Raw genomic sequence first — 23,004 nt, forward strand, 5'->3', positions numbered from 1 at the left:
AGGTTCTCCTCGCGTTGCGTCAACCTACTGTGATGCCACTGTAGCGCGGTCAGCCACGACCGTAATGAAATCGGAGTCAACTGAGGCGAATCCCCCACTGACCTCGACGGACACGATCTCATTGGCACACGTCACCGTGACAATTCCATCGCCCAGCTGGGCGAGCAACGGCTGACGGCCGGGCAGAATGCCCAGGCTGCCATCAACCGTCGGAATCTGGACGGCGCTCGCAGCGCCATGCCACAGGCGTCCCTCGTGAGAGACAACCTCGACCTGCAAGGACTTGCCCGATGCCATCAGGCTTCCTTGGCCAGCTCGTGAGCGTTACGCTCCAGGTCGTCGATGCCGCCGCAGTTGTAGAACGCCTGCTCCGGAACATCGTCGTAGTGGCCCTCGGCGATGCGCTTGAAGGCCTCGATGGTCTCCGACAGCGGGACGGTCGAACCGGGCACGCCCGTGAACTTCTCCGCCATGTACATGTTCTGGGACAGGAACTGCTCGATGCGGCGTGCGCGTGCGACGGTGACCTTGTCGTCCTCGCTCAGCTCGTCGACGCCGAGGATCGCGATAATGTCCTGCAGCTCCTTGTTCTTCTGCAGAATGGCCTTGACGTGCGTGGCGACGTCGTAGTGCTCGCGGCCCACGAGGGCCGGGTCGAGGATACGCGAGGTCGAGGCCAGCGGGTCCACAGCCGGGTAAATACCCTTGGCCGCGATCTCACGGGAAAGCTCGGTCGTCGCATCCAGGTGAGCGAAGGTCGTCGCCGGAGCCGGGTCGGTGTAGTCGTCGGCGGGAACGTAGATCGCCTGCAGCGACGTGATCGAGTGGCCACCGGCCGAGGTGATGCGCTCCTGGAGCAGACCCATTTCGTCAGCCAGGTTGGGCTGGTAGCCAACGGCCGAGGGCATGCGGCCCAGCAGCGTGGAGACCTCGGAACCCGCCTGAGTGAAGCGGAAGATGTTGTCGATGAACAGGAGAACGTCCTGGTGCTGGACATCGCGGAAGTACTCCGCCATGGTCAGCCCGGTCAGCGCGATGCGCAGACGCGTGCCCGGCGGCTCGTCCATCTGACCGAAGACGAGGGCGGTCTTGTCGAAGACGCCCGCCTCTTCCATTTCACCGATGAGGTCGTTGCCCTCACGGGTGCGCTCGCCGACGCCGGCGAACACGGAGACACCGCCGTGGTCCTGGGCAACGCGCTGGATCATCTCCTGAATGAGGACTGTCTTACCGACGCCCGCGCCACCGAAAAGGCCGATCTTGCCGCCCTGCACGTAGGGGGTCAGCAGGTCGATGACCTTGATGCCGGTCTCGAACATCTTGGTGCGCGCCTCGAGCTGGTCGAAGGCCGGTGGCTGGCGGTGGATCGGCCAGCGCTCCTTGATGTCGAGGGTCTCGCCCTCTTCGAGGTTGAGGACGTCGCCGGTCACGTTAAAGACGTGGCCCTTGGTGACGTCACCAACGGGCACAGAGATCGGGGCACCGGTGTCAGTGACGGGGGTACCACGCACGAGGCCGTCGGTGGGCTTCAGCGCGATGGTACGCACGAGGTTGTCGCCGAGGTGCTGGGCAACCTCGAGTGTCATCGTGAAGGTCGACTCGCCCTCGCCCTGACCGGCGAGATTCACTTCGACGGTGAGTGCGTTGTAGAGCGGCGGGATGCGATCCGGGGGAAACTCCACATCGACGACAGGGCCGACGACGCGGGCGACGCGCCCCTCGGCGATTGCAGGTGTATCAGTCATTGTTTTACTCCGTGTCTCGAAGGGGTCAGCTCGCGCTCAGAGCGTCGGCCCCGCCCACGATTTCGGTGATTTCCTGGGTAATTTCCGCCTGGCGGGCCGAGTTGGCCAGACGCGTGTACTTCGTGATGAGTTCCTCAGCGTTGTCCGTCGCCGTGTGCATCGCACGCTGACGCGATGCGAGTTCGGACGCCGCCGACTGGAGAAGGACGTTGTGGATGCGCGCCTCAACATAGAGAGGTAGCAGCGTATCCAGGACCGCTTCGGGCGACGGGATGAACTCATACTCGGGCAGCGCCGAAGCAGGATCATCCGCGTAACCGCGCTCGGCCTCGCGTTCCTCGTCTGATTCAGGGGTGTCCACGACCGTGAGGGGCAGCATCTGACGCACCTCGGGCACCTGGCTCATAACCGTCTTGAAGCGGGTGTACACGAGGTGCAGGGAACCGACGCCGGTCGTCGGGTCCGGGTCCAAGAAGCGCTCGAGCAGCACGGATGCGATGTCACGCGCGGTCTCAGGCGAGGGCGAATCGGACTCGCCCTCCCACTCGCGTTCGATAGTAACGCCGCGGAAACGGAAGTAGGCAGCCGCCCTGCGCCCGAAGGTGTAGAGCAACGGCTCGAAGCCGTCAGCCGTCAGGTCGGAGATGAGCTTCTCCGACTCACGCAGGATAGTCGCCGAATAGGCTCCGGCCATGCCACGATCCGACGCCACAACCAGGATCGCAACACGCTTGGTGTCCTCGCGTTCCAGGGTCAGTGGGTGGTCGAGGTCTGTATGAACCGCAACCGCCGCGACTGCCTGAGTCAGAGCCTTCTCGTATGGTCCGGCCTCGGTGGCAGCGCGCCTCGCCGCGCCAATGCGAGACGCAGCGATCATCTCCATGGCGCGGAAGACCTTCGCGAGCGTCGTCGTCGAAGCGATGCGCTGCTTGTAGATCCTCTGCTGTCCGCCCATCGTTTAGGCCTTCTCGTTCGTGCGACCGCGCGAGATTTCCTCGCGGGTGCGCTCAGCCACGACCTCGCCGTCCTCCGCGGAGGCAGCACCGCGCCCGGCGCTGATCCACTGGCGGTGGAACTCTTCGACGGCTTTCTTCAGGGCTTCCTCGGTCTCCTTAGACAGGTCGCCGGTCTCGGCAATCGTGTCAAGGACGGTGGAGTTCGCGTGAAGGTGGTCGAGGAGACCGCGCTCGAAGCGCAGCACGTCCTCGACCTCGATGTCATCGAGGTAGCCGTTCGTGCCCATCCAAATCGAGGCGACCTGGTCTTCCATGGCGTAGGGCGTGGACTGGGGCTGCTTGAGCAGCTCCATGAGGCGCTCGCCGCGGGTCAGCTGACGACGGGTCGCCGCATCCAGGTCGGAGGCGAACATCGCGAAGGCGGCCATCGAGCGGTACTGTGCGAGTGTGAGCTTGAGCGTACCGGCGACCTTCTTCATTGCCTTGGGCTGGGCTGCACCACCGACACGGGACACGGAAATACCCACGTCGACGGCGGGACGCTGATTCGCGTTGAACAGGTCGGACTGGAGGAAGATCTGGCCGTCGGTGATCGAAATGACGTTCGTCGGAATGTACGCCGACACGTCGTTTGCCTTGGTCTCGATGATCGGCAGGCCGGTCATCGAACCGCCGCCGAGGGCGTCCGACAGCTTCGCGCAGCGCTCCAGCAGGCGGGAGTGCAGGTAGAAGACGTCGCCGGGGTATGCTTCGCGACCCGGCGGGCGGCGCAGCAGCAGCGACACCGCACGGTAGGCCTCGGCCTGCTTGGACAGATCGTCGAAGACGATGAGGACGTGCTTGCCCTGGTACATCCAGTGCTGGCCGATGGCGGAGCCGGTGTAGGGAGCCATGTACTTGTAGCCGGCGGGGTCCGAGGCCGGGGAGGCGACGATGGTCGTGTACTCCATAGCTCCCGCGTCCTCGAGCGTGGAACGCACGGAGGCGATGGTCGAACCCTTCTGGCCGATAGCCACGTAGATGCAGCGCACCTGCTTGTTCGGGTCGCCGCTCTTCCAGTTATCACGCTGGTTGAGGATCGTGTCGAGCGCGATCGCAGTCTTACCGGTCTTACGGTCACCGATGATGAGCTGACGCTGGCCGCGGCCAACCGGAATCATCGAGTCGATGGCCTTCAGGCCGGTGGCGAGGGGCTCGTGGACGCTCTTACGCATCATGACGCCGGGAGCCTGCAGCTCAAGCGCACGGCGCCCATCCAGGTCCGTGATATCACCGAGGCCATCGATCGGGCGGCCAAGGGGATCAACCGTGCGGCCGAGGTAGCCGTCACCAACGGGAACGGAGAGGACCTCGCCCGTGCGATGGACGAGCTGTCCTTCTTCAATGCCACCGAAGTCACCGAGGACGACGGCACCGATCTCACGCCGGTCGAGGTTCATGGCCAGGCCCAGCGTCCCGTCCTCGAAACGCAGCAGCTCGTTTGCCATGGTGCCAGGCAGGCCCTCGACGTGGGCAATACCATCGGCCGTTTCGATGACGTGACCCACCTCTTCGGTGGCCACGTCCGCCGGACGGTAGGACTCCATGAAGGAGTCCAGTGCTCCGCGGATTTCCTCCGGGGAGATGCTGAGGTCAGCCATGAGGATTCCTAACTAAGAAAAAGTGAAGTAAATGATGGACGAGGGGCGCTAGCTAGCGATGGCGTCCCGAGCGGCGCTGATCCTGGTGGCCAGCGACGCGTCAATGGCGGTCAGACCGGCGCGCAGGCGGAAGCCTCCGATAAGTGTAGGATCCACCGAGATTGCCAGGTCAACGGTGACGCCGTAGCGCTTTTCGAGAATGGCTCGCAGACGGTCAACCTGAGCCTCGGTCATCGGCGAGGCCGTGGCGACCGTGACGAAGAGGCGATCCTGCATGGTGGCTGCCCACTGGGCGTACCTGCGGATGTTGTGCAGGAGTCGTCCGTGGTTGGAGCGGCCAACGGCGCGACGCACCAGGCGCATCGTCCACACGCTGACTCGCGAGCCAAACAGGCTCGTGGCCAGGTCTCCTCGCTCGTGCGAGTCGCCTGTGGAGATGTCGGAGAGGCGCACGCGCACCTCTCGGTTATGGTCCAGGAAGTAACGGACCTGGAACAGTTCCTCACGGACCTGGTCGAGTGCCCCCTTCGCACCTGCGGCATTCAAGACGCTGAGGATGCCCAGTACTTCGAGTGCGTCATCGACGTCAGTGGGGCGACGCCAGTGGTCGGCGACGACAAGGTTGACGACGGTCATCGTCGCAGTTGTCACGTGGGAGGCGAATGCTTCCTTCGCGAGGGACTGCTTGTCCGCCAATGACCGGGCCGGATCGGTCAGCGCACGCGCGAGACGAGTATTCTCCTTAAACAGGTCGGCCAAGCCGAAGAAGTCCTCGGCGACCCGCATCGCGTCGGTGCCCGGGGTGGCGAGGGCCGCCGCCAGGTCGGTCGCGAACGGGACTGACTCGATCGTGCGCATCTGTGTCATCGTTTCTCCTCGACCAGCGCGTTGTCGGCCTCGAGTTCGTCAAGGAAACGATCAACGACGCGAGAGGTCAGGGCCGTGTCGGTGAGCTGCTCACCGATGATCTTTTCGGCCAGCTCGGAGGCGAGCAGACCCACCTCGGAGCGCAGGGAGATTTCCGCGGCCTGCTTTTCAGCGAGGATCTGGCGCTGCGCACCCTCGAGGATACGGCCCGCTTCGTTGGTTGCCTCGTTACGGGCTGCGGCCACGATGGCCTTGGCCTCATCGTTGGCGCGCTCACGAATCGTGTGCGCCTCGGCGTGTGCCTGGCGGATGATCTCTTCACGCTCGCGCGCAGCGGCAGCCTGGTCGGCCTTCGCTTGCTCGGCAGCACCGAGACCTTCCTCGATTGCGGCAGCTCGCTCGTCCATCGTCTTGTAGATGCGAGGCAGCGCGTAGCGTCCGACGAGGAGCAGGACGATAAGCAGAACGACAGCCGACCAGAAAATCTCATACAGCGGCGGCAGGATGACGGCGAGGCCGCCGACCTCCTGGTCCGCAGCGGCGACAATCTGGTGCATAGCGATCACTTAACGATGAGCGGCATAACGAAGCCGATGAGGCCGAGGGCCTCAACCATGCCGGCGCCGATAATCATGTTGGTGAAGAGACGGCCAGCAACCTCGGGCTGACGGGCGGTCGCTTCCTGGTTCTTGCCGACCATGAGGCCGATACCGAGGCCGGGGCCCAGGGTGGCGAGGCCGTAGCCGATGTAGGCGAATGCTGCGGTTCCCATAGTGGTTTCCTTCTGTTAGTAACGCCGGGTGGCGTTGGGGGTCAGTGATGTTCGACGGAAAGCTTGATGTACACGGTCGACAGGATCGTGAAGATGTATGCCTGCAGGAAGGCCACGAAGACCTCGAAGCCGGTCATCACGAACATGGCGGCACCGGTCAGCGCGGAGGCGGCAGACAGGACGGAGAGTTCGTGGAGCAGAATTGCCGTCCCGAAGTAGGTCATGCCGAGCAGCAGATGTCCGGAGATCATGTTGCACAGGAGTCGCAGCGTCAGCGTGACGGGGCGAACAATGAAGTTCGACAGGAACTCGATCGGCGTGATCAGGAGGTACATCGGAACGGGCAGCCCAGGCGGGAAGAGCTGGGATGCGAAGAAGCCGCCCACTCCCTGCTTGCCGATGCCCGCACCGATGAAGGTGACGTACGTGATGAGAGCGAAGAACATCGGAACGGCGACCACCGACGAGGCGGCGATGTTGATGCCCGGGATGATGCCCGCGATGTTCATGGACAGGACACCGAAGAAGAGGAAAGCGATGAAGCCGGAGAACTTGCGGCCCGTCTTCGGACCCAGCATGTCGAGGGCGACGTTGTCGCGGATGTAGCCGGCGATGGCCTCGACGGCCATCTGTCCGCGGGTGGGAACGAGCTTCGGCTTACGCGCAACGGCCACCAGCACGAGGCACACGAGCACGCCCATGATGACACGGGCCAAAGTCAGGCGGTTGAACTCGTAAAAGGTTCCCTCACCGAAGATCACCGAGGGGAAGAAGTCCTCCAGGGCGGGCTGGTGAGGATGCTGGGTGAACGCCGGGTAGGCGGTCGCGCCAATGATGAGGAGCAGGATCGCGAGGCTCACCCAGTACCAGCGCGGCTTGGACGCGGAAGCGCGGCGAGCGGGCGCGTTATTGGACACGGAACGTGCCTCCTTCATCGGAACTCCATTGGTTGTGTTGCCTCACGAGCAACTCCTTCCATTCTATACAGATCAGCGCGCCCGCGGCGCGCGCAATAGTTAGTCGTTGTGAGGGTGCGGATCCACGTTCATCGTACGCCTACGGGCCATGACGATCATCTCAACGCTCGAGGACACAATGATGGCGATAATCGTTGCAATGGCGGCAATGCGCACGTCCATACCGAGCATGCGCGGAACATACAGGCCCAGGGCAAGCAGTGCGATTTTCGCGACATATCCGCCGCTCACCCACGCGAGGAAGCGGGCGGGTGAGGCCAGAGCACGTGAGGTGAAGAACCACTGGGCACCACAAATGACGGCGACCATGACGAGGGCCAGGAGATAGGTCATGCTACGTCCGTCCCGATCTCGTCCTTCGGAAATTCGCGAGTCGTGACTGTGACACCCACGGCGGCCGCAATGACCGCCCCTAAAGCGACCTTCCACCACGCGAAGCCAAGTAGCCCGGCGGAAGGGAGACACACGATGGCGGTCCACATCCACAGGATTGCCACGACGCCGCGGTGGGAGTGCCCGGCGACGAGGAGGCGGTCATGGAAATGTGAGCGGTCAGCGATGAATGGACTCTTTCCACGGCTCATCCGTCGCACGGAGGTGACGACGAGGTCGGCGACAGGCATGAAGATAACGGCCATCGGCAGGATGAGCGGCAGGGCTGAGACGATTACCTGCTGACGTCCGAGCAGTGACGGGTCGATTTTGCCGGTGACGATGATGCCGACGGCAGCCAGAACGAGGCCCATGGTCTCCGCTCCCCCACCCATCATGATCGAGGACGGGTGGAAGTTGAACCAGAGAAAGCCCGCGCATACTCCGACGAGAGCAATAACGATGAGGCTCGCGGTTGTCGCGTAGGAGGCAGCCCCCATGAGGCGCGTGATGACGTACGAGTAGATGAAGAAGGATCCGGCACCGATTGCGATCATGCCGGAGGCCAGGCCGTCGAGTCCATCGATGAAGTTGACGGCGTTCATGATGCCGACGATGAACAGGACGGAGATGAAAAGCCAGAGCCTTGAGGAACCCAGCGTGATACCGAAAATCGGGAAGGACGCGAGCTGGACGCCGCCGAAAGCCATGCCGCCCGCGATGAGGACTTGCCCGCCGAGCTTAGCCATCCAGTCGAGCTCGATGATGTCGTCGATGACGCCGAGGACGCACATGGCACCGGCACCAGCCATGACGGCCCACGGGACAGTGGTCGTAAACAGCGGTGCCATGTAGGGGATGCGCGAGGCGACGAGCATTGTGACGATAAGCGCGATGGTCATGGCGACGCCGCCGAGGCGCGGGATCGGGGTCTTTTGGATGTCGCGCCCGCGCACGGGCGGCAGGATATGAAAGCGCAGGCAGGCCCAGCGCACAGCTGGGGTCAGCAGGATCGTCAAGGCCATTGCCATGGCGGCGAGCAGCAGGTAAACCTTCACGGGTGGCGTCCCTCCGTTTCCCGAATGGGCATGTCGGCGACCGCGCTCAGGTCGGCGAGGCTGATGGTCCCCAGGCGGATAACGCGAGGGTCGCCGTGGGCACAGTCGACGATGGACGAGGCCGTGGTCCCCCGGGTGGGTCCGCCGTCGAGATAGGCCGCGACGGAGGTGCCGAAGTAACCGATGGCCTGCTGGACTGACGTGGCCGGCGGGTGGCCGGTCAGGTTCGCGGAGGTCACCGCCATGGGGCCGAAGTCACGCAGAAGGGTCAGGAGCGCGTCCTGGTTCGGCATGCGCACGCCGATGGTGCCGCCGGTTTCCCCCAGGTCCCACCCGAGGTCGGGGCGGGCACGCAGGATGAGCGTGAGTCCGCCGGGCCAGAAGGCGCGCGCGAGGGCTCGCGCATAGTCGGGAACATCGACGCACAGGGAATCGATGGCGTCGACCGACGCGACGAGGACAGGCGGTGGCATCTGACGACCGCGCCCCTTGGCGGCCAGCACCGTGCTCACGGCATCGGGGTTGGAGGCGTCGCATCCGATTCCGTAGACGGTGTCCGTGGGAACGATGAGGACGCGGCCGTCGTTCAGTTCGCGGATTGCGTGCGCTAGCGCGTCGGCCTCAAGGTTCGGTGTTGCGCTCAGGATCGTCTCAGTACTCATCGGTGCTATTGTGTCACGGATCGCGGGCGAGGTATCAGCGGGGCGTGCGGGCGCGCAGGAAGCGCATACGACCGGTCAAGTCGGCCTCGGTCGCGGCGTCAACCATTCCGACAGAGGTCGCGTAAGCGCGCAGCGCCTCGTCCTGGCTGGGCGAGTGCTCCATCAGGAGCAGGCCGCCAGGCCGTAGCAGCGTGAGGGCACGGCGGATGATCCGCGCGGGAATATCCAGTCCGTCCTCGCTTCCCCCGTAGAGGGCCGAATGCGGATCGGCGCTGGCCTCGGGCTGGGTGGGCATCTCGTCGGCTGGAACATAGGGCGGGTTGGTGACGACCACGTCGACCAGACCGTTCAGGAAGTGGAGGGTCGCTAGGTTCGTTGCGTCGCCGCGTTCCAGGTGCACGCCGCGCGCGCCGATACGGTCACGGTTATGGCAGGCCAAGGCGAAAGGATCCGGTTCCTTTTCGACGGCCCACACTTCGGTGCGCGCGGCCTCGGTGGCAACGGCCAGCGCGATCGCCCCGGAGCCGGTGCACAGGTCGACGACGCGCGCCTCGCCGCGGGTACCCACGACGGAGCGCGCCTCGTCAATGGCCAGGCCCGCCAGGACCTCTGTCTCCGGGCGCACGATGAACACGCCGGGCATTGCGGTCAGGACCAGCGAGCGGAAAAACATGCGTCCCGTGACGTGCTGGAGGGGAATACGCAGGGCTCTCTCTGCTACGCCGCCGCGCAGCTTCTCCGCCTGTTCGGGATCGAGGACGGTGGGTAGATCCCACTGCGTGGTGACGTCGCACGCCCACTCGAGGAGCTCGCGCACGTCGGCGTCGACCGAGTCAACCCCGGCCTCGTCCAGGCGTGCGCGCGCCCACGCCCGCGCCTCGTGCAGTCCCCACTGACCCTCCACCTGCGCGCTCATGCGTTCGCGGCAGCGGCCAGGCGTTCGGCCTCATCAGCCTCCTGCAGGGAGGAAATGACGGCATCGAGCGCGCCCGACAGGACGGCGTCGAGGTTGTGGGCCTTGAAGCCCGTACGGTGATCCGCGATGCGATTCTCCGGGAAGTTGTAGGTGCGGATGCGCTCGGAGCGATCCACGGTGCGCACCTGGGACAGGCGCTGGGCCGAGGCCTCGGCCTCCTTCTTCGCACGGGCCTCCGCAGCGAGGCGAGAGGCGAGGACACGCAGGGCCGCTTCCTTGTTTTGCAGCTGAGACTTCTCATTCTGCATCGACACGACGATGCCCGAGGGAAGGTGGGTGATACGCACGGCAGAGTCGGTCGTGTTGACGGACTGGCCGCCGGGGCCGCTCGAACGGTAGACGTCGATACGCAGGTCGTTAGGGTCGATGACGATCTCGTCGTCGTCCTCGATCTCCGGCATGACGAAGACACCGACGGCGCTCGTGTGGATACGTCCCTGGGATTCGGTGACGGGCACGCGCTGCACGCGGTGGACGCCGCCCTCGTATTTGAGGTGGGCCCACACACCCTCGTCGGGGGCGGGCGTGCCCTTCGCGCGGATCGCAAGCGTGATGTCCTTGAAACCGCCGAGCTCCGTATGGGTCGCGCTCAACTCGGTAACGCTCCAGCCGTGTGCCTCGGCGTAGCGGCCGTACATGCGCGCCAGGTCGGAGGCAAACAGCGCAGATTCTTCGCCGCCTTCACCGGCTTTGATTTCGAGGATGACGTCCATCGCATCCTCGGGATCGCGAGGAGCCAGGATTTTGACGAGGGCCTCGTGAGCCGCTGCTTCCTCTTCTTCGAGAGCTGGAATCTCGTCAGCAAAGGATCGGTCTTCCGCAGCCAGTTCGCGGGCAGCCTCAAGGTCCCCCGCCGCCGTGCTCAGCCGATCAGCGGCGGCCTTGACGCGGCCAAGCTCGGCGTACCGGCGGCCGACGCGGCGCATCAGCTGGGGGTTCGTCAGCGTCTGTGGATCAGCCATCTGGGCCTCCACCTGCGCGTACTCCTCCAACAGCGGGCCCAGTGCGCCCAGCTCATCCGTCGCGGCCACGATTCACCACATCCTTACGAGTCAAACGTTTGAAAAAGCGGCGGCGCCGCCAGCCTTCAGGCCGACGACACCGCCGTCGAGCTATCCGCTCACCCTCATCACTTCGAGGGGCGCACGCGCTTGCCGTAGCGAGCCTCGAACTTGGCGACGCGGCCGCCGGTGTCGAGGATCTTCTGCTTGCCCGTGTAGAACGGGTGGCAGGCCGAGCACACGTCCACGCGCATCTCGCCGGAGGTGAGCGTGGAACGGGTGTGGAACGAGTTGCCGCACGTGCAGGTCACGACGGTGTCCACGTATTCGGGGTGGATGCCCTTACGCATGGGATTCTCCTGGATCGTTTGGTGCCCCGGGTCCGGACATGCAGCGTTCCTCGCATCTGACGGGGATTCGCCCTCCAGCGCGCGCAAGCGCCTGGGGCATGCCGGTGAACCGGTAAGCCGACATGTCATTATGGCACAGCAGCCCAACGCCTTCAAAGATGGACGCCATCAGGTGAGCGTGAGATCGGCTATGGAGGTCGGCCTCTCCTCTGCTCAGAACGACGAGGATGAGCCTGAGCCGTGGAAGCCACCCGAACTCGACGTGCCGTGCGAATGGGAGGACGAGAGGCTCACACGACTACGGTTGCGATAATCATTCGCGGTACCAAGGTTTGCCGGCGACGTCAGGTAGGTCTCGTATGAAAAGCTATATCTCGCGATTCCGTCATAGACGATGTAGCGGTTGAAGTACGCGGGCGGCACGTAGACCGGCGCATTGTAGGCCATAAAACGCCCCGATGGGATGGCTGCGCTTCCACTCAGGTCGATGCCCGCACAGTGCGCTGTCAGACGAATCGTGACAGCGGGATTGTAGGAGTGCGCCCGACCGTCGACGGAGTACGTGCCGATGTAACGCAGATCGTAGTCCTTAAGTTTTTCTCCCTTGCCCGCCTGCCAGCGCGAGTAGCGCCTGCGTCCCATCCACGACGTGTCGGCCGCCAGCGCGTTCTCGACGAACACCGCGAGGCGGCCCCTGGCCTCGTTCGCAATCCAGTCAAGGCACTCCAAGGCCGTGGCAGGTGTCACCTCTGTACGCTCAATGCTGCCTTGCAGGTTTTTCACGGCCACGCGCTGCTCGTTCGTCCACGCGCTGAGGGCGGCATACAAGGTGATGACGTGCTGATAGTTCGTTCGGTCCGCAGCCGTGCGCGCGACCAGGTCCACCACGTCCAGATCCTCGAAGACCAGCCCCACCTCATTGGCCCACACGCTGCGCCAGTTCGGGGAAAGCGCGAAGAACTCACACGCCGCCTCCATTGCTGCATCCGCGTCCGACAGGTCCTGAAAGGCTTGGGTGAGCGTCCGCATCGTCGCGTGTTTCCCCCGAGCCGAGGCGATGCGTGCACGCACCTTCTCACGCTCCGCCCGCGCAGCCTGGTAGCGCGCGGTCAGACCACGCTCATAACCCCCTTCGGCGAGGAGCGCAGCAAAGGAACTCTCGACCCCGATGTGACGCTTTTCCATAGCGTTCCACTGTTCGGAGAGCGGCCTCGCGACCTCGTTTGGCCGACGGCGGGCTGTCCCTCCGATCAACCAGACAACGATTCCGGCGGCCGTCGTCGTCCACGCGTAAAGGGGAGGCCACGGAACGATATTCCCCCGACGCTGAGTGTTCTCGCCCGGGATCAGCGCCGCTGCCTTGTTCACCGCGGCGACGATGCCTTCGCTCCAACGCCCATTGCGGAAGTCATCCTTTGCCGCATCCTGGACGTCCTTCTGAGCAGCCGGGGGAAGAACGACATCATCGCCCACGTAGGTGCCCACCATATGATCAGCGGGCGACACGACCAGGATTACATACCCATTCGCCCAGGTCGATCCACCCGCGCTCAGCCACTCCGGATGATTGGCGCGCGCGTAGGTGACCACCGCCTGATCCATGTCGTCGCCGCTGAGACTATCGGTCGACAGGACCACGAGGTGAACGGCGCGCGTGAAACTAACGTCCTCGAGGACGGCATTCAGGGGCCGACCGCCGATGTCACGAAAACTCCCCGTCTCGTCGTGGACCTCCACGACGGGCGTAACCGGGTCACTGGGCTTCGGTGCCGCATGAACATTGACGTAGTAGGCAGCGCCCAACCACACGGGCGCGACGAGGAACAGGAGGAGACCGGCCACGAAGCGCAGGGCGCGCAAGGATGCGGGCGGACGCTCCGCTTCCCTGTCAGCCCCATCGAGTGTCATAGATGTCATGGCTCTACTTTGGCATGAATGACAGTCGGTTGCTCGGTATCTCGCGTTCCTTCTGTCAAGCAGTCTGACGGGCGCCGTACACGACCGCTATGACCCTCAAAATGACGAGGACGAGCCCGAGCCTGAGAAGCCACCCGAAGAGGAACCATAGTCCGCGAAGCTGGTCGCGGAGCTGGATGGTTCGTCGTCGACGTAGCGGTCGAGATACGTCGGATACGCCCAGACGGACACGTTGTTCGCCTGGAAACGACCAGACCATTCCGCAGCCTTTCCTGTGAGGCGCACGCCCGCAGAATTTGCGGTCAGACGGATCGTCGAGGCGGGATCGTACTCGTGGCTGCGCCCGACACTGAGATACCTGCCCTTGTAGAGCACATCATGGGCGCTCACAGTGCCACCTTTGTTGCGTTTCCACCGCTCGTAACGCTCGCGCCCAACCGAGGAGGTGTCAGCATCAAGCGCCTGTTCAATGAGCCGTGTCAGGCGCGCCCGGGCCTCGTTCGCGATTCGATCCAGCTCATAGAGCGCCTCGCCCGGACTCACCTCAGCGCGCTCCAGGCTGGTCCTGAGTCCAACGATGATGTCGCGCTGGTCATTCGTCCAACGGTTTAGCTCCTCCACCTTACGTGTGACCTCTCGCTTTTTCACTCGTTTTCGCACCTTGATCGAGACGACGTCCGCCGCCAACAGATCTTCGAAGACCGGACCCACCTCGTTGTCCCACAGGGTATGCCATCCCGGAGCAAGCGCGAAAAAGTCACGCGCGGCGATGATCGCGTCGTAAGCGCTCGATAGACGTTCGATGTCTGCGGCCAGCTCCTCTCTCTCGCGTGCTGACTCGGCGCTGAAGGAACCGAAGAACCCCGGGGACTTCAGAACAGCAACGCGCTCGCGCACTCTTTTGCGCTCTTGGTTGGCGCACCCGTAGCGAACGGTCAGCCCCTTGTTGTAAGAGCCCGCATCGATGATCGAGTGGAAGGTACGATCCACCTCTGAGCGGCGCTTCTCCATATCGCTCCACGCCTCGGCAATGCGTTTTGAGCTATCTTGCACCTTCTGATGCAGGCTCCACCCACGCACGAGAACACCGATACCCGCAAGCGAGATGAGCCACCACGTCCAATGAGGCCAGACGACTCTGTTCTCAATACTCCGGCCTGCTTCGCTCGGAATGTACTCAGCTGCCGTCGTCGCCGCCGCGACTATTCCTTGACTCCAGCGACCCGCCCGGAAATCAGCCTTCGCAGCGTCCTGAATCTCCCTTTGGACGGACAACACTGGGGCAATGTCCTCGCCGAAGTAAGTCCCCACCTTACGGTGGGTCGGCGACACCGACAGGATCAGGTAGCCGTCGGCCCACTTATACCCACTGGGCGACATCCACTCCTGATGCCCCGCCCGCGCGTACGTGAGGGTCGCCTCGTCGAGGTTGCCGCCCACCAGGTCGTCCGTCGACAAGATGACGAGGTGAATGGGACGCGCGAACCTGACGCCACCGAGAGTGTCTGTCAGCGTACGACCGTCGATCAGCTCGAAGCTTCCCGTCTCATCATGCACGTCGACGGATGGAGCAACCAGCTCGTTTGTCAGCACCGTGTGCTGACTGTAGTCAACGACGGCGAATACCAGCCACGCGGGAACAAAGATCACCATAACGACACCCAGCAGAATCCGGCCTATCCCTCGCGCCGAGCGCCGGAAGCCTCGCAGTGACATGTGCCCGCGTTCCTCGGGTGCCGAATCAGTCGTCGCAGAAGTCATGTGTTCACTGTGCCATGGTCGCCACGCAATCGCTCGGTATGCTCATGCTTGCACCAACAAGGATGACATGTCGCCTCAGTCCGCTCAGGCCGACGAGGAAGCGTCGCCGCTGCCGTCCACATTCTTAGTCAGGTATCGATCAAGATACATCGGCAGCAGATAGACGAACGAGCGACCAGCCGTCAGGACACCGGTCGCTGGGGCTGGCAGCCCTTCCAGGTTAACGCCTGCGGAGTTTGCAATCAGTCGGATCGTGGCTGCCGGGTTGTATTCGATGTCAGCGTCCGCTTCCTCGCTCCAGTACTCTTCGTCGTACTCGGCGTTAGCCGCGGTGAGGCTGATGCCCGCGCCCTTCCACCTCGCGTAACGTTCACGTCCCTGAGACGAGGCATCGGTTGCGAGCGTCGCCTCGATGAGCTCGGCAACGCGCGTGCGCGCATCGTTGGCGATCCGGTCGAGTTCTTCCAGCGCCTGGGCGGGAGCGATCTGCCCGCCCTCGAGGCGCTTCCCGAGGTCGTGCACAGTGTCTTTATGATCACCCACACGCTCTCTGAAAGCCTCTACATCCGCCGTGATGCGCGGATCCGTGCCCATTCCTTCGAGGGTATCCGCGACGTCGTCGAGAACGTCCAAGTCTTCAAAGACCGGCCCGACCTCGTTGCTCCACACGTCGCGCCAGCCGGGCGCACACGCGAAGAAGTCGCGCGCAGCCATGATTGCGGCATCCGCATCCGCCAAGCGAGCAATGCCCGCAAGAATCTCATCACTGTCGCTTCTTGACGTCTCGCTAAGCGAAGCGAAGAAACCCGGTGGCTGGTAATCGGCGATTCGAGCGCCGACCCTGGCGTGTTCGGCTTGGGCGCGCTCGTAGCGCGCTGACAGACCGGCCTCGTAGTGCCCGGCACTGACGAGCGAGGAGAACACGCGCTCGACCTGCCCGCGCTGTCCCTCCAGGGCCGCCCATTTTTCCGCGATCAACGTCATTTTCTGACGTCCCAAGCGCCGAAGATCCCAGCCGTGCCACAGCACGCCTATTCCGCACAACACCATGACCCAGCCGGTCCAATTCGGCCATTCCACCGCGTCCCCCGTCCCGTGATGGGCCTGGGCATAGATGGCGATTCCCAGCTGAAGAGGAGCCACGAGGACAAGAAAAAGTCCCAGCACGAGACGCAAACAACCACGCACGCCACTCCACAACCGGCGCGAGGTTTCCCGCGTAGCCTGTTCATCGTTCTCGTTCGGTGTCGTGTCCGCCATACCCCAACTCTGGCACACGCCACAGTCAATTGCCCGGTATTGACGCGCGCGCCCGACAAGAAAACGGGGCGAGCGGCTCTCGCCACTCGCCCCGCGTCAACCCGCCGATCACTCGGAGGGCGTCGTCTTCTGGATGAGCATGAGGAACTCAGCGTTCGACTGGGTTTCCTTGAGCTTGTCGAGGACCAGCTCGAGGCCCTGCTGCTGGTCGAGGGTGCCCAGGACGCGGCGCAGCTTCCACATGATGCGCAGCTCCTCGGGCGCAAACAGCAGCTCCTCGCGGCGGGTACCCGACGCGTTAAGATCGATCGCCGGGAAGATGCGGCGCTCGGCGAGCTGACGCGAGAGGCGCAGTTCCATGTTGCCGGTGCCCTTGAACTCCTCGAAGATAACCTCGTCCATCTTCGACCCGGTCTCCACCAGCGCGGAGGCGATGATGGTCAGCGAGCCGCCCTCGGAGAGGTTGCGGGCCGCGCCGAAGAACTTCTTGGGCGGGTAGAGCGCGGACGCGTCGACACCACCGGAGAGGATACGACCCGAGGCGGGCGCAGCCAGGTTGTAGGCGCGCGACAGTCGCGTCAGCGAGTCGAGGAGAACGACGACATCCTGACCCAGCTCCACGAGGCGCTTGGCGCGCTCAATCGCGAGTTCAGCAACGGTCGTGTGGTCCGATGCGGGACGGTCGAAGGTGGAGGCGATGACCTCGCCCTTAACGATCGAGCGCATGTCGGTGACCTCTTCGGGGCGCTCGTCCACCAGGACGACCATGAGGTGCACCTCGGGGTTGTTCAGCTCAATAGCCTTGGCCATCTGCTGGATGACCATGGTCTTACCGGCCTTGGGCGGCGAGACGATGAGGCCGCGCTGCCCCTTGCCCACCGGGGCAACCAGATCGATGACGCGCGGCGTGTAGGCCTTCGGCGAGGTCTCCATGCGCAGCTGCTCGGAGGGGTAGACCGGCGTCAGCTTGCCGAATTCTCGACGCGCCTGCGCCTGCTCAATCGTCATGCCGTTCACGGAGTCGACGCGCACGAGGGCGTTGTACTTCTGGCGCTGACGCTCGCCCTCGCGGGGTAGGCGGACGGCACCGGCGACCGCATCACCGGCGCGCAGGCCCCAGCGGCGCACGTTGCCGAGCGTCACGTAGACGTCGTTCGGGCCGGGCAGGTAGCCGGAGGTACGCACGAAGGCGTGGTTCTCCTGGATGTCGAGGATGCCGGCAATCGGGGCGAGGTTGTCCTCGCCGCCGCGCGCAGGGCGCGCTTCGCGATTCTCACGGCCCTCACGATTCTCACGGTTGTCGCGGTTCTCGCGCTCGCGACGGGAGCGACGTCCGCGTTCGCGGCGTCCACGCCGTCCCTCGGTGTCGTCGCCGTCGGGCAGCTCGATGTTCAGGACGGTCTCGACGACGGTCGTGTCGGGTTCCGGCGTGGACTCACTGCGCTCGGAAGCGGGCAGCGGCAGGTCGAGAGTGACATGCGCGGGTTCCACGGCTCCCTGACTCACCGCGCGGCGGCGGCGTGAACGACGTGGGGCCTCGGCTGCGGGCATCTCAACGGCAGGCATGTCGGCCACGGGAGCCTCGGGCTGCGCGGGAACGTCCGGGATTTCAGACGACGAGGCAGGGGTCTCCTCGCCCGGAGCGGCTTCCTGCGTGGTCGGAGCGCTGGCGTCGTTGCTCAGGAGCTCGATCAGCTGGGGTTTGCGAAGCTGGGAAATGCCCTTGAGACCGCGGGACGCGGCCAGGGCCTTCAGCTCAGGCAGCTTCATCGCCGACAGTGACACGGTCGTCATCTCGGCGGGGGTTTCGTTGCTCACGAAGTGGTCCTTACTGGAATGCGCCCAAGTCGGGCGAGGTGAATTGCTCAAGCACACGAGAAAGCTTGATGGAGGAAGATGCGCAATGAGGGCGCACCGCAATGATCGGAGTCGAGCATTCGACTCGGACCTGAAAAAAATATAGCAAGACCGCCAGCCAGCTGTCGATTAGACAGCGAAACTGACGGTGCTTGCGCAGAAACTCACAGATGAGAGGCTAGTTAGAACTCCACCTTCGCTAAAGATCCACGAGTGATCTGCACGCCGGAAGCGGCCACCGTGAGGGGAAGGACACGCCACCCCGAGTCCGCGGCTTCGCGGCGAATCTGCGCGCCAACGGGTTCCAGCGAGATGACAGTGGGTCCGGCACCCGAGACCACGGCGGCGTATCCCGCACCGCGCAGCCAGTCGACGAGGGCCAGCGAGGGCTCCATGGCACCGCGGCGCTGCTCCTGGTGGAGGCGGTCGCGCGTCGCTTCCATGAGCACCGCGTGCAGATCCGCTCCCCCGCTGGCCTGCGCATGACCGGACAGGATCGCAGCGAGCGCGCTCGCGCGGGCGACGTTGAAGCGCGCATCCACGTGAGACACGTTCTCGGGCAGCGCAGCGCGGGCGGTAGCAGTACGCAGTTCGAAGTCGGGAATGAAAACGACGGGAGACACGCACGCCGGCGGGTTCAGCCGAAGCGCACCCACCTCCTTCGTGTCCTCGTTCATCCAGGCAACGGTGGCCCCTCCATAGACGGCGGGTGCAACGTTGTCGGGGTGTCCCTCCAGCTCCGAGCCGATCTCGAGGATCTCCTGGCGCCCCAGCACGTCCGGGTCGCCGATGAGCGCACGGGCCAGCGTCAGGCCGGCGACGATTGCGCTCGCGGAGGAACCCAGGCCTCGCGAATGCGGAATGCGGTTCATGCAGCGCATGCGCACCCCCACCTGGGGAGCGCCCGCATGGTCCAGGGCCAGACGCAGAGCGCGAACGACCAAGTTATCCTCGCCGAGGTCGACGTTGCCGGCCCCCTCGCCTTCGACGACGACCGAGGTCGACCCCGTCGTCGCGTGGATTGACACTTCGTCCCACAGGTCGAGCGCGAGGCCCATGCAGTCGAAGCCGGGACCCAGGTTGGCGCTCGTCGCGGGAACCTTCACCGCGACAAAGTCATCATGCACGCGCACCTCACTCACCCTCAACGCGGATCGTGGAGGTCACCTCGCGCACGGCGTCGGACACGGCGAGCGCACGAGCGACGGCGCGCAGGTCTGCCTCGCGGGCCTGATGGCTGGTCACGACGATGACGCACGCACCGGGAACCTCGTCGTTGCGCTGGTGCACCGACTGGATCGAGACGCCGTGGCGGGCGAAAATACCGGCGACGTCGGAGAGCACGCCGAGACGGTCCTCGACCTGCAGGCGGATCTGGTAGCGCGTGTGGGTCGATCCGGGATCGAGGATCGGCAGGTGGGCGTAGACGGATTCGCGAGGGGCGTGGCCTCCGAAGGCGCGGTGATGCGCAGCGGCCACGAGGTCGGACAGGACGGCCGAGGCCGTGGGAGCCCCGCCGGCACCCTGGCCGTAGAACATGAGGCGTCCGGCGTTCTCGCCCTCGACCAGAATCGCGTTGAAGGCACCGTCGACGGAAGCCAGCGGATGGTCGGATGGCACCTGGGCGGGGTGGACGCGCATGGCGACGCCCTCGCGGCCATCCTCACCGATGCGGCGCTCGGCAATGGCCAGGAGCTTGATGGTGTGGCCGACACGAGCGGCCTCTTCCATGTCCTCCTTGGTGATATTGGAGATACCTTCGACCGCGACGTCGTCGATGCCGACGCGCGTGTGGAAGGCCAGCGAGGCCAGGATGGAGCACTTCGCTGCGGCATCCAGGCCCTCGACGTCTGCGGTCGGGTCGGCCTCGGCGAAGCCCAGGTCCTGCGCCTGCTTGAGGGCATCCTCGTAGCTCAGGCCCTTGGAACTCATGGCGTCCAGGATGAAGTTCGTCGTGCCGTTGACAATGCCCATCACGGTGGTGACGCGGTCACCGGCCAGCGACTCGCGCAGACCGTATACGACGGGGACCGCGCCGGCCACGGCGGCCTCGTAATAAAGGTCTGCGTCGTTGGAGGCGGCGGCCTCGTACAGTTCGGGGCCGTGGGCGGCCAGCAGCGCCTTGTTACCCGTCACGACCGAAATACCCTGTGTGAGGGCGCGCAGCACGAACGTGCGCGCAGGCTCGATGCCGCCGATCAACTCGACCACGAGGTCCATCCCGTCAATCGCCTCAGCAGGGTCCGTCGTCAGCAGCTCGCGATCAATCGGCGAGTCACGCGGAGCATCCACATTGCGGACGAGAACGCGGCGGACCTCCATCTCAGCACCGGAACGTGCCGCGAAATCCTCACGGCTCGACTGCAGGATGCGAATGACCTGGCTACCAACGGTTCCAGCTCCAAGAACGCCAACTCCGAGGACCGGACGGGGTGCAGACATAGGAATTTTCTCCTTCGTGAAACGGGCACTGACACCAGTGTATGTGGTCAAAGCCCCCACTTTCTTTACGGGGACCTTCGTCCTACAATTGAAGTGTGGGAGACTTAAGACCCACACCCCTGAGACACAGAACATAGGTCGATAGGCAAAAGCGGTTGTCCCGCCCCATCGGTCGTAGGACAATAGACCCAAGCGCCGGAATCCGGCGCACTGACGGAGCCTTGCTCCCTACAACCGTCCCCACAGGGATACGGAAGAATCCGAGAAGAGGAAGAATGACGACAGCAGACCAGAAAGCCTGGGAAGGTTTTGTCAAGGGTAACTGGTGCGATGAAATCGACGTGCGCGACTTCATCCAGCTGAACTACACGCCGTACGAGGGCGATGCCTCGTTCCTGGCGGGTCCCACCGAAAAGACCATGCGGGTCTGGAACACCCTTGAGGAAAAGTACCTTTCCGAAGAACGCAAGGTGCGCATCCTCGACGTTGACACCGACACCCCGGCTGACATCGACGCTTTCAAGCCCGGTTACATTTGCGAGGACGACAACGTGATCGTCGGCCTGCAGACCGACGCCCCGCTCAAGCGCGCAATGATGCCGAACGGCGGCTGGCGTATGGTCGAGACCGCCATCCACGAGGCCGGCAAGGAATACAACCCCGAGGTGAAGAAGATCTTCACCCAGTACCGCAAGACCCACAACGACGCAGTCTTCGATATCTACACCCCGCGTATTCGCGCCGCTCGCTCCTCCCACATCATCACCGGCCTGCCGGATGCCTACGGCCGCGGTCGCATCATCGGCGACTACCGCCGCGTGGCCCTGTACGGCGTGGACCACCTGATCGCCGAGAAGCAGAAGGATAAGGATCGCTACGCCGACCAGCCCTTCTCCGAGCACTGGGCACGCTACCGCGAGGAGCACTCCGAGCAGATCAAGGCCCTCAAGAAGCTGAAGAACCTGGCCGCCTCCTACGGCTACGACATCTCCGGCCCCGCCACCAACGCACACGAGGCCGTGCAGTGGACCTACTTCGGCTACCTGGCTTCCGTGAAGTCCCAGGACGGTGCCGCTATGTCGATCGGTCGTCTCTCCGGCTTCTTCGACTGCTACTTCGAGCGTGATCTGAAGAACGGTACGCTGGATGAGTCCGGCGCGCAGGAGATCATCGACGCCCTCGTCATCAAGCTGCGTATCACCCGCTTCCTGCGCACCATCGCCTACGACCAGATCTTCTCCGGTGACCCCTACTGGGCCACCTGGTCGGACGCTGGCTTCGGCGACGACGGTCGTACGCTGGTCACCAAGACCTCCTTCCGTCTGCTCCAGACCCTGGTGAACCTGGGTCCCGCGCCCGAGCCGAACATCACCATCTTCTGGGACGAGAACCTGCCCCGCGGTTACAAGGAGTTCTGCGCTCGCATTTCGATCGAGACCTCGTCGATCCAGTACGAGTCCGATCCGCAGATCCGCGCCCACTGGGGCGACGACGCCGCCATCGCATGCTGCGTCTCCCCCATGCGCGTCGGCAAGCAGATGCAGTTCTTCGGCGCTCGCGTCAACGCCGCCAAGGCTCTCCTCTACGCCATCAACGGTGGCCGCGACGAGATGACCGGCAAGCAGGTCATGGAAGGCTACGAGCCCGTCCAGGGTGACGGCCCGCTCGACTTCGACGACGTGTGGAAGCGCTACGAGGAAATGCTGGACTGGGTCGTCGGCACCTATGTCGAGGCCCTCAACATCATCCACTACTGCCACGACCGCTACGCCTACGAGGCCATCGAGATGGCACTGCACGACGCTGAGATCGTGCGCACCATGGGCTGCGGTATCGCCGGTCTGTCCATCGTCGCCGACTCCCTGGCCGCGATCAAGTACGCGAAGGTCTACCCGATCCGCGACGAGACCGGTCTGGTCGTCGACTACCGCACCGAGGGCGACTTCCCGACCTACGGCAACGACGATGACCGCGCCGACGACATCGCCGCGACCGTCGTCCACACCGTCATGGACAAGATTCGCGCGATCCCCATGTACCGCGACGCGATCCCGACCCAGTCGGTCCTGACGATCACCTCGAACGTCGTCTACGGCAAGGCCACCGGTTCCTTCCCGTCGGGCCACGAGAAGGGCACCCCCTTCGCCCCCGGCGCGAACCCGGAGAACGGCATCGACACGCACGGCATGGTCGCCTCCATGCTGTCGGTCGGCAAGCTGGACTACAACGACGCGCTCGACGGCATCTCGCTGACGAACACGATCACCCCGCAGGGCCTGGGTCGTTCCAAGGAAGAGCAGATCCAGAACCTGGTCGGCATCCTCGACGCGGGCTTCGTTCCGGACGATTCCTGCGCCTACGACGGCACCAAGGGCTACTGATCCACCATTG

General features: G+C 64.2%; 21 protein-coding genes. 1 reads left to right on the top strand and 20 read right to left on the bottom strand.

What is annotated here, in order from left to right; translation table 11 throughout:
* Window positions 1-24: 24 nt before the first annotated feature.
* From O3932_RS02435 to O3932_RS02530, 20 genes are all read right to left on the bottom strand, one after another.
* Entirely contained in the window at window positions 25-297 is a 273-nt protein-coding gene (locus O3932_RS02435) for a F0F1 ATP synthase subunit epsilon (RefSeq protein WP_296504596.1), read from the bottom strand.
* Entirely contained in the window at window positions 297-1,745 is a 1,449-nt protein-coding gene (atpD, locus tag O3932_RS02440; RefSeq protein WP_371535959.1) for a F0F1 ATP synthase subunit beta, read from the bottom strand. The genes O3932_RS02435 and atpD overlap by 1 nt, the downstream gene beginning before the upstream one ends.
* Before the next feature lie 25 nt (window positions 1,746-1,770).
* The gene (locus O3932_RS02445; RefSeq protein WP_009648838.1) at window positions 1,771-2,700 is read right to left on the bottom strand and encodes a F0F1 ATP synthase subunit gamma; all 930 of its coding nucleotides are present in this window, start codon (window positions 2,698-2,700) and stop codon (window positions 1,771-1,773) included.
* Between the two features lie 3 nt (window positions 2,701-2,703).
* Window positions 2,704-4,341: a F0F1 ATP synthase subunit alpha gene (atpA, locus tag O3932_RS02450; protein WP_009648804.1), complete on the bottom strand. Its 1,638-nt coding sequence runs from the start codon at window positions 4,339-4,341 to the stop codon at window positions 2,704-2,706.
* 48 nt (window positions 4,342-4,389) lie between these two features.
* Window positions 4,390-5,208 carry a F0F1 ATP synthase subunit delta gene (locus tag O3932_RS02455; protein ID WP_009648801.1) on the bottom strand — a complete coding sequence of 273 codons (819 nt, stop codon included), beginning with the start codon at window positions 5,206-5,208 and terminating at the stop codon, window positions 4,390-4,392.
* On the bottom strand, window positions 5,205-5,765 hold the full coding sequence (gene atpF, locus O3932_RS02460) for a F0F1 ATP synthase subunit B (RefSeq protein WP_009648809.1): 561 nt from the start codon (window positions 5,763-5,765) through the stop codon (window positions 5,205-5,207). The genes O3932_RS02455 and atpF overlap by 4 nt, the downstream gene beginning before the upstream one ends.
* A gap of 5 nt (window positions 5,766-5,770) precedes the next feature.
* A complete protein-coding gene (gene atpE, locus O3932_RS02465) occupies window positions 5,771-5,980 on the bottom strand; it encodes an ATP synthase F0 subunit C (RefSeq protein WP_009648812.1) in 210 nt (69 codons plus the stop codon).
* A gap of 41 nt (window positions 5,981-6,021) precedes the next feature.
* Window positions 6,022-6,915: a F0F1 ATP synthase subunit A gene (gene atpB / locus O3932_RS02470; RefSeq protein ID WP_009648788.1), complete on the bottom strand. Its 894-nt coding sequence runs from the start codon at window positions 6,913-6,915 to the stop codon at window positions 6,022-6,024.
* 81 nt (window positions 6,916-6,996) lie between these two features.
* On the bottom strand, window positions 6,997-7,290 hold the full coding sequence (locus O3932_RS02475) for a hypothetical protein (protein ID WP_009648829.1): 294 nt from the start codon (window positions 7,288-7,290) through the stop codon (window positions 6,997-6,999).
* Window positions 7,287-8,387, bottom strand: a complete 1,101-nt coding sequence (locus O3932_RS02480) for an MraY family glycosyltransferase (RefSeq protein WP_009648822.1) — start codon at window positions 8,385-8,387, stop codon at window positions 7,287-7,289. The genes O3932_RS02475 and O3932_RS02480 overlap by 4 nt, the downstream gene beginning before the upstream one ends.
* Complete coding sequence (locus O3932_RS02485) at window positions 8,384-9,049, bottom strand: L-threonylcarbamoyladenylate synthase (protein WP_009648830.1); 666 nt, start codon at window positions 9,047-9,049, stop codon at window positions 8,384-8,386. Before O3932_RS02485 ends, O3932_RS02480 begins: the two co-directional genes overlap by 4 nt.
* 34 nt (window positions 9,050-9,083) lie before the next feature.
* On the bottom strand, window positions 9,084-9,965 hold the full coding sequence (locus tag O3932_RS02490) for a HemK/PrmC family methyltransferase (protein ID WP_034505404.1): 882 nt from the start codon (window positions 9,963-9,965) through the stop codon (window positions 9,084-9,086).
* A complete protein-coding gene (gene prfA / locus O3932_RS02495; RefSeq protein ID WP_009648837.1) occupies window positions 9,962-11,056 on the bottom strand; it encodes a peptide chain release factor 1 in 1,095 nt (364 codons plus the stop codon). Before prfA ends, O3932_RS02490 begins: the two co-directional genes overlap by 4 nt.
* Before the next feature lie 98 nt (window positions 11,057-11,154).
* On the bottom strand, window positions 11,155-11,376 hold the full coding sequence (rpmE, locus tag O3932_RS02500) for a 50S ribosomal protein L31 (protein ID WP_009648831.1): 222 nt from the start codon (window positions 11,374-11,376) through the stop codon (window positions 11,155-11,157).
* A 213-nt stretch (window positions 11,377-11,589) separates the two neighbouring features.
* Window positions 11,590-13,293 carry a DUF5129 domain-containing protein gene (locus O3932_RS02505; RefSeq protein ID WP_371535964.1) on the bottom strand — a complete coding sequence of 568 codons (1,704 nt, stop codon included), beginning with the start codon at window positions 13,291-13,293 and terminating at the stop codon, window positions 11,590-11,592.
* 96 nt (window positions 13,294-13,389) lie between these two features.
* Window positions 13,390-15,054: a DUF5129 domain-containing protein gene (locus tag O3932_RS02510; protein WP_371535966.1), complete on the bottom strand. Its 1,665-nt coding sequence runs from the start codon at window positions 15,052-15,054 to the stop codon at window positions 13,390-13,392.
* Between the two features lie 84 nt (window positions 15,055-15,138).
* The gene (locus O3932_RS02515; protein ID WP_371535968.1) at window positions 15,139-16,038 is read right to left on the bottom strand and encodes a DUF5129 domain-containing protein; all 900 of its coding nucleotides are present in this window, start codon (window positions 16,036-16,038) and stop codon (window positions 15,139-15,141) included.
* Between the two features lie 384 nt (window positions 16,039-16,422).
* Window positions 16,423-18,132 carry a transcription termination factor Rho gene (gene rho, locus O3932_RS02520; protein WP_314567439.1) on the bottom strand — a complete coding sequence of 570 codons (1,710 nt, stop codon included), beginning with the start codon at window positions 18,130-18,132 and terminating at the stop codon, window positions 16,423-16,425.
* Between the two features lie 221 nt (window positions 18,133-18,353).
* Window positions 18,354-19,304: a homoserine kinase gene (gene thrB, locus O3932_RS02525; protein WP_034504807.1), complete on the bottom strand. Its 951-nt coding sequence runs from the start codon at window positions 19,302-19,304 to the stop codon at window positions 18,354-18,356.
* Window position 19,305: 1 nt separating this feature from the next.
* Entirely contained in the window at window positions 19,306-20,613 is a 1,308-nt protein-coding gene (locus O3932_RS02530; protein WP_009648018.1) for a homoserine dehydrogenase, read from the bottom strand.
* A gap of 275 nt (window positions 20,614-20,888) precedes the next feature.
* On the opposite strand from O3932_RS02530, the gene pflB reads away from it, so the two are divergent.
* Window positions 20,889-22,994, top strand: coding sequence for a formate C-acetyltransferase (gene pflB / locus O3932_RS02535; protein WP_009648039.1), 2,106 nt, complete (start codon window positions 20,889-20,891; stop codon window positions 22,992-22,994).
* Window positions 22,995-23,004: the final 10 nt, after the last annotated feature.

The organism is Pauljensenia sp. 20925_1_25, assembly GCF_041433955.1.
In the GTDB taxonomy this organism is placed as follows: Bacteria; Actinomycetota; Actinomycetes; order Actinomycetales; family Actinomycetaceae; genus Pauljensenia.